Source organism: Lutibacter sp., from assembly GCF_046055765.1.
In the GTDB taxonomy this organism is placed as follows: domain Bacteria; phylum Bacteroidota; class Bacteroidia; order Flavobacteriales; family Flavobacteriaceae; genus Lutibacter.
In genome coordinates, this window is sequence record NZ_JASFZF010000119.1 from 1 (window position 1) to 7,607 (window position 7,607).

Here is a 7,607-nt window from a genome sequence, read left to right on the forward strand (position 1 = left end):
TAATTCATAAAATATGAAAGTTATTACAAATAAAAAACTAATTTTAAACATCGGAAAATTACGTTTTTAAAAACGCAACTTTCCTTAGCCTAAACCGTTAGCACCTATTACCGATTAAAAAATAATGAAACGAAATTCTATATTAAAGAAAGTTCTGAAAAATAGTATGAAACAAAAAGAGATTGACTCATTTGTTACTTATGAACTCAATGAAAAAGATAAGAATTTCATTCAAGAAGTTGTAAAAGAAACATTAAGAAATGTTAAACCAAAAGCTTTCAATTGTGCATTATTGAGTGCTTTATTAGGAGCTATGATTTACGATAATTCAGATATTCCAGTTGTAGTTTTATCGGGACATTTTGAATATAATTCAAATAGAATATTTAATTGCACAAAGCCGATTCCGTTTACTAATAAAGAAAAAATGATTAATGATAGTTGGGATGGTCATTGTTGGATTGAAATTAATGATCTAATAATTGATTTATCAATTTTCAGAACAATCTATTATGGAAAAGTTCCGAATTCATTCAAAACAGAAATAGTTGAAAAGTTCGGAGCAGGAAAAGGAGCTTTGATTGGATATTCTTCATGTTTGAAAGAATTAGGATTTAATTACATACCGAAATATAGTTTGAATCAAGAGCAAATTAATGGATTAATAAAAGGATTAAGTTATGAATAGAATAAAAACAGGTGCTAACACTGGGTATAATTCATTGCTAGGTTTGGTAATTTAACGACAAACATTCTGTATATTTAACCTGATTTCTAGTCCGACAAATCCTGCGGATTTATCGCAACGAAATCATAACCCTAAACCGTTGTGGTTTATATTACGACAGAAAAAAACAAGAAAATTGCAATATAATACAAAGAAATTTATACAAAAAAATGCGAGGATTTACTCTACGAAATTTACGGTTTTACCGTAATGCTTAATAAAAAATATGTAGTATTCTTGAAAAATAAAAATTAATACTTAAATTTAAACTCTATGAAAAAAATTAAAACTTCTATGAAAATTGGAATTCTATTTTTAGGATTCTGTATTACATTATTCAGTTGTAAAAAGAATGATGAATTTTTAACAACGAACAATCCAATAATTCAAAAAAAATACACTGCAAAAAAAATTACATTACAAGAAATAAAGAAAAATGAAGATTTAACAGAATTTATTAAAAATATTGAACAACGTTTTGACTATAATAAAAGCAGTACTCAAAATAAAAGTATAAATACAACTGACAACTCATTTACAATTTTAACTGATGAAATAATCCAAGTCAGCACAGATTCATCAGAAACCTACACTTTCAGAATTGAAATTCCAACTAATCCAGATTCTGATTTTGAAAACTTTATTATTAAAAAATTAAATGATAATGAATATGCTTTCTTTATTTATAGATTTAAAAAAACTGAAATTAATCATGGCTATGATTTTTCCAAACAAGAGGTAAGTAGTAATCAAATTGATCTTGACGATTTTGAAGATATTATAGGAGCTAGAGTAGTTTATTATGCATCACTAGGTTGTTGGGTAGATATAACTTATGATGCTGAATGTCAATGTACAGTTATTACAGAACTCACACCATGTGGCGGAGCTGGATCTGGAGATGGCTCTTCTACTGGAGGAGACGATGCTGGTAATGATGGAGATTCAGGTGATACTGGAGGGGAAACGTGGGATACTACAGGTGATAATATCGACGGCGGAGGTTCAGCATCTAATAATAATGATTCATCTTCTACAAATAATAGTTCTACTACAGTAGGTGTTATACTTAGCCCAGAAGCTAAAATGCTTGATACTTTTTTTGACAATCTAACTATTGAACAAAAAGAATGTTTAAATTCACAAGTAGGTACTAGTCTACATAGCGACATTAAAACTTTTTTATTAGCTAATTTTGATGAAAATAGTACAGCATTTGATGAAAATTCCATAGGTGTTCAGAATTTTGCTAAATTAGTCTTAGATAATTGTGGAGCAAAAGTAGATTATGTAGATAGAATTATTATCAACCCTACTTTTGAAGATTATCCTTGCCAAGAAATTATTGTTACTGACGCCATAGGTGTTTGCTCTCCATTAACCCAGCTTGTTTTAGCTGTTTTTGAAGCAAGCAACAATACTAATTTAGTGTTTAGTGTCGCTCCAAATATCACAGGTAATGGAAATACCTTTCCTATTGCAAAATATGACAATATCACAAAAACTTGTGATGTTGAAATACAAATAAGAACATCATATTTAACAACTGCCACTGATTTATCTATAGCCAGAACTGTAATTCACGAATCTGTTCACGGTTTATTAGTCCAAATGCACGAAGAAGGTCTTTTTTATCTTCCTAATGGTACAACTGACACTAGTTATTCAGACATTGCCGCTGCATATACAAAAGCATTAGAAACTAGTAATACTAGTGGTTTAGGTTTGCCTCAGCATGAGTATATGGCTAATTTAGTAAAAGATATTGCAACATCTCTATCGGAATATGGGAGTCAAAATGGATACAACCTTCCTTTTAGCTACTATGAAAAATTATCTTGGGGTGGTTTAACTCATAGCATCGTGAATAATGTTCAAGTAGAAAATGATTTTTTCAAAAAAGCAGTACCAAATGCAAATGATAGAATCACTATTCTTAATACAATAATAGCAGAACAAGATAACAATAATACTTTATATGATGGAAATGGAAATCAAATATTACCAAAAGGAAAAGTGGCAAATGCATCAGCCCCTTGTAATTAAGATTATTACACTATTATTAGTGTTTAATTTTATTTCTTGCGCGACAAACGCACAAATTGAACCTAAAAATAAAGATGTTTATAAAATTATTAACAATGAATTAAATTATTTAGCATCTCATATTGAGATGGAAAAAGTATTTTTAGAAAAACGATTGACCAATCATTTACTTGGAGATTTAGAAGATTTAAAATTTCAAAAAGAAGACTATCAATATCATTATTTAACAACTTTTTTTTCATTACCGAAAAAAGAATTTGAATATCTTTTTAATGAAGACCAGATTAACCAATATAAAAAACAGTTTATTGGCGAAATAATTATTGACTCCTCTAAATTAGAAAATAAAAAAATAATAATTATTGATTTAAAAAATACTACAAATAAGTTAAGCTATTATAATGATAAAGGATTAATAGTCCTTTCTTATCCTGTTTTTACAAAAAACAAAAAATATTCGCTTATAAAGTACTATATAGGTGATTATCACAGAAATTCAGGCAAAGAAGGATTCACTATCTATAAAAAAGAAAATAATAAATGGATATTGTATAGAAGAATAGGTTTAGGCATAGGATAATACAAACCACAACAATGGCTATAGTAAATGCGAGTTTTTAGCAAATAGTATACTTTAACATAAAAGTAACATTATTTTCACTGAAAAATTCAACAATAAATCTCGCACTTGCCATAGCCTAACACGTTGTACGCAATAAAAAATGAAAACATTAACTACATTAATACTTGTTTTACTTGCTATAAATGTAAGTGGACAATCAACTAAATCTTCGGATTTGAAAAATGCTCTCTCCAATTTGGAAAAAGAGAATAATTTGAAAAATCAAAGTATTTATTTTGAGTTATTCCCAAATACGTTTAACGGATTTTTAGAAATGTTCGGTTTTGAAAATGGAAAAGTCGCTCCTCTTTATGATGGTTATGATTACGTTCAAGTTTTATTCGAATTGGACAAAATTTCGAAAAAAAAACAAATGAAAAAGTGGATAGAAATTTCCATTGGCGGAAAATGGGAGGCCGATGCAGTAAATTATTTTCAACATAATCTCCAACCGAGAATTTTAATAAATGTTAACTTAACCTATGAACTTTTAAGCGAACGGACAGATAAAGAAATTGAATCTTTTTTCTATTTCTTTTTTAATGAGATTCATCCGCAATACGAGATTGTTCCAACGGAATTAAAAAAACTCCAAAATAAAAACAAGGAATTTTACAAACTTCTATTAACTGGTCACAAAAGAGCAATAAAAGATAGTGGACATTAAATTAGAAAAGAAAATACTGCGTACAACAATGGCTATAATTCATTGTGGTTTTGTGCCACACCAAAGTTTAGTATATTTAACACGGCTGATTTCTATAGCGGAAAATCCTAGCGGATTTATCCACAACGAAATCATAGCCTAACCGTTGGCATTCATACTGAAATCCTGCACAAATTGAACATTTTACAAAACATCAAAAATCTCATTTTAAAAATTGTAAATTTGTTTTCTAAACTTAGAAGAAATAAAATGACAAAAAAAGAAGAGCAAAAAATAGGTGAAGGAATCAAAAGAGTTGTTTCTGAATTAATGGACAGAGTTATGAATAAGGTTTTAGTTACAGACCCATTCATAAAAGAGAAACACCATTCAAGTAAACCACTTTATGCAGCACTTGTTCCAGACGAAATCTTTAAAGGCTCTCATTTTGAAAGACGTTTTGTTACACCTTTTGGTGGTGTTTGGGAAAAACTTGCTCACGTAGTTGCTAATGAGTTTCACGGGCATTGTGAAATGGGGAAAACCATAACAGGAGAAGTTGGTGCTGAACGATTAAGAAGAATACAAGAAGTTTTAAATAGATTAGAACATAAAAAGAAAGGTAAAGACAAACAAAAGCCTAATTGGGATGTAGAATTAAAATATATTTTAGAAGGTGGAGGAAAATCGATACCAACAAGTGTAGTTTGTGACATTTATATTGAAAGTAAAAAAACCAAAAAGAAATACGCTTTTGAAATAAAAGCACCTTTACCTAATAGCGACCAAACTAAAGTAAGCAAAGAAAAAATGTTTAAACTTTTAGCAATGAATCCTGCTAAAGTAGATTATGCTTTTTATGCACTTGCTTACAATCCTTACGGAAAAAAAGAAGATTATAATTGGAGTTTTCCAATGAGATGGTTTGATATGCACAATGATGAATCAGTGCTAATTGGTAATGAGTTTTGGGAATTAATTGGTGGAAAAGGAACTTATAAAAATTTCATAAATGAAATTAATAAACTTGGTTTAGAATATAGAGAAAGAATATATAAAGAGTTTTTAGGAATTGAACCACCCGAAGGTTACAAAGACATTAAACTTCAATAAAAGTAAATGATATGAAAAACAAATTTACTTTTATCGACCTTTTTTCAGGAATTGGAGGGTTTAAGATAGCTCTAACCAATAATGGAGGGAAATGTATCAACTTTAGTGAAATAAACAAAGATGCAGTAAATACTTATTGCGAAAATCACAATGAAAGTTTTGACAGTAATTTAGGAGATATTACCAAAATCAAAGAATTACCTAAACACGATATTTTAACAGCAGGAGTTCCTTGTCAAAGTTGGTCAATAGCAGGTAAAAATTTGGGGTTTGATGATGATAGAGGTCAATTATGGAATGACACTATATATTTATTAAAACAATCTCAACCAAAGGCATTTATATTTGAAAACGTAAAAGGTTTAGTTGACCCAAGAAACAAAGAATCATTTTCATACATTTTGGATAGAATTAGACAAGCAGGATATTACGCAAAACATTATATCATAAATTCTTTCGATTATGGCGTTCCTCAAAATAGAATTAGAGTTTATATCGTTGGTTTCAGAGAAAAAAGACACTTGGATAATTTTAAATTACCAAAACCAAATGAAAACAGAATCAAACTTGCTGATATTTTAGGAATTAAATTACCTAAAGAAAAAGACGAACCAATTACTCAAAAAGATTTATTTGGAAATCCGATTTTGGATAGACAAATGAGTCTTTCAAGTAAAAACGGATTTAACGACTACTTTTTGTTTAACGACTTGAGAAATGGACATACTACAATTCATTCTTGGGACATTTTAGAAACTACCGAACGACAAAAAGAAATTTGCTTACTACTTTTAAAGAACAGAAGAAAAAGCCAATTTGGAAAGTTAGATGGAAATCCTCTTTCTCTAAAACATTTTAAAAGTATAGATTCTTCTATTACTAAAAATGAATTATCAAAATTAGTTGCTTTAGATATTTTAAAAGAGGAAGAATATCAATTTAAAATAAATGATTTTAAAGAATCTGAACTAACCGAGAATGAGTTAGAATTACTTTCAAAAGAATCAAACGCAAATCTATTAACAGATGATTTAAAAACTCACAGACCTTTAAAAATTAAAAAAATATCTATAAAAGATACTTTAGAATCTTTAAAAGAAAAAGGTGTTGTTGAATGTACTGAAATTAGATATGATTTTAAAAACACAAAAATTAGTAGTGGATTATTTGGAGTAAATAGAGTTTTTCTTCCAACTTCGGACGTTTTCCCTACATTGGTTGCGAGTGACACAAATGATTATGTGACCTTATCACATTTAAGTAAAGATAATCACGAAACGTATAAACAAGACTTTTTAGAAAAAGTTTACTTCTCTAAAAATTACAGAAAGATAACCAAAGAAGAGGCTTGCGTTATACAAGGTTTCCCAAAAGACTTCAAACTTCCAGAATCAAGAGCAAGATGGATGAAATTAATTGGAAATAGTGTTTCTGTTTCCGTAATTGATATGCTTGCAAAGACAATAGTTGAAACAGGAATATTTGACGAAAGAAAAAACCAAACTGAACTAATAAAAAAGTACGAAATGCCAACAACGTATATAAAAAATAGCGGAGTTAGTGCTTTAAGTCAAAGTTAATGAGTAAAATAAAGGTCAGTATTAATCCGAAAATTTAGCACTTAAATCCGCTACTTTCCATATACAAGCCCGTTGGCAACAAGCAAAAAAAATGAAACTACAAAACAAAAAGATAATAGGAATAATATTTTTAATCACAATTCTGACTTCTTGCAAGTCTGAAATAAAAAATAAATTAACTGAAAAAACATTTCCAGTAGTTATTGAGGAATATTCGAAAGATGAACTTCATCAATCTGACACAACCACTTTAACTATTCGAAAAAATGATAGTATAAATTTTCATTTATTCGGACTTAACAGTGACGGAGAGTATGAAATACATACTGATTTACCATTCGAAATTAACTCAAATGACAAATCGAAAATTCTAATAAACAAAATTCCTGCAAAACTGATTTCGAAAAAACAGTACGCTGAAAAAAACAAAAAATTATTAGTCAGAAAATACTTTTATGAGAGAGAAAATGCTAAAGAAAAAACAGGGAATTACTTTGTGTTGAATAATCGAATTATAGCATTTCATTCAACTACCAGAAATTTATATAGATTTTATAAGTATGAGAATTCCGAAATAGAAAAATTGTTAGAAAAAGATACAACTGAATTTTTCAATCATCGGAATAAAATAACAACGGAATAAAGCCAGTTGCCAACACCGTGTAAAATTCATTGCTAGTGCAAGCTTGCTTACGAAAATCCTCGCGGATTTTCTATTCAGTTTATATTTACTAAATTAGTTGCTTAAACACGCAACGAAATCTTACACAAACACGTTGCAATTAATGGCGGATTTCCGGTCGGAAATCCACAATTTGAGTTCTAAAGTAGAATAAAGTTGTCAGAATATTACGTTGTCGGAGTTTAAAGCTG

At 29.0% G+C, this 7,607-nt stretch carries 7 protein-coding genes; all 7 read left to right on the forward strand.

Annotated elements, in window-relative coordinates; translation table 11 throughout:
* Nucleotides 1–166: 166 nt before the first annotated feature.
* Nucleotides 167–688: a hypothetical protein gene (locus tag QM495_RS11525; protein ID WP_408672263.1), complete on the forward strand. Its 522-nt coding sequence runs from the start codon at nucleotides 167–169 to the stop codon at nucleotides 686–688.
* A 312-nt stretch (nucleotides 689–1,000) separates the two neighbouring features.
* Nucleotides 1,001–2,773 (forward strand): hypothetical protein, encoded by a 1,773-nt coding sequence (locus tag QM495_RS11530; RefSeq protein ID WP_408672264.1) that lies wholly within the window; start codon nucleotides 1,001–1,003, stop codon nucleotides 2,771–2,773.
* Entirely contained in the window at nucleotides 2,751–3,353 is a 603-nt protein-coding gene (locus QM495_RS11535; protein ID WP_408672265.1) for a hypothetical protein, read from the forward strand. Before QM495_RS11530 ends, QM495_RS11535 begins: the two co-directional genes overlap by 23 nt.
* A gap of 142 nt (nucleotides 3,354–3,495) precedes the next feature.
* Nucleotides 3,496–4,062 (forward strand): hypothetical protein, encoded by a 567-nt coding sequence (locus QM495_RS11540; RefSeq protein ID WP_408672266.1) that lies wholly within the window; start codon nucleotides 3,496–3,498, stop codon nucleotides 4,060–4,062.
* A gap of 249 nt (nucleotides 4,063–4,311) precedes the next feature.
* Nucleotides 4,312–5,154, forward strand: coding sequence for a TdeIII family type II restriction endonuclease (locus QM495_RS11545; RefSeq protein ID WP_408672267.1), 843 nt, complete (start codon nucleotides 4,312–4,314; stop codon nucleotides 5,152–5,154).
* 11 nt (nucleotides 5,155–5,165) lie between these two features.
* Nucleotides 5,166–6,734 carry a DNA cytosine methyltransferase gene (locus tag QM495_RS11550; RefSeq protein WP_408672268.1) on the forward strand — a complete coding sequence of 523 codons (1,569 nt, stop codon included), beginning with the start codon at nucleotides 5,166–5,168 and terminating at the stop codon, nucleotides 6,732–6,734.
* 91 nt (nucleotides 6,735–6,825) lie between these two features.
* Nucleotides 6,826–7,377: a hypothetical protein gene (locus QM495_RS11555; RefSeq protein ID WP_408672269.1), complete on the forward strand. Its 552-nt coding sequence runs from the start codon at nucleotides 6,826–6,828 to the stop codon at nucleotides 7,375–7,377.
* The last annotated feature ends 230 nt before the right edge of the window (nucleotides 7,378–7,607 follow it).

Excerpts from the sequence above, each read along its gene's own strand:
- QM495_RS11525 (WP_408672263.1), top strand. The coding sequence starts at position 167 with ATGAAACAAAAAGAGATTGACTCATTTGTTACTTATGAACTCAATGAA.
- QM495_RS11530 (WP_408672264.1), top strand. The coding sequence starts at position 1,001 with ATGAAAAAAATTAAAACTTCTATGAAAATTGGAATTCTATTTTTAGGA.
- QM495_RS11535 (WP_408672265.1), top strand. The coding sequence starts at position 2,751 with ATGCATCAGCCCCTTGTAATTAAGATTATTACACTATTATTAGTGTTT.
- QM495_RS11540 (WP_408672266.1), top strand. The coding sequence starts at position 3,496 with ATGAAAACATTAACTACATTAATACTTGTTTTACTTGCTATAAATGTA.
- QM495_RS11545 (WP_408672267.1), top strand. The coding sequence starts at position 4,312 with ATGACAAAAAAAGAAGAGCAAAAAATAGGTGAAGGAATCAAAAGAGTT.
- QM495_RS11550 (WP_408672268.1), top strand. The coding sequence starts at position 5,166 with ATGAAAAACAAATTTACTTTTATCGACCTTTTTTCAGGAATTGGAGGG.
- QM495_RS11555 (WP_408672269.1), top strand. The coding sequence starts at position 6,826 with ATGAAACTACAAAACAAAAAGATAATAGGAATAATATTTTTAATCACA.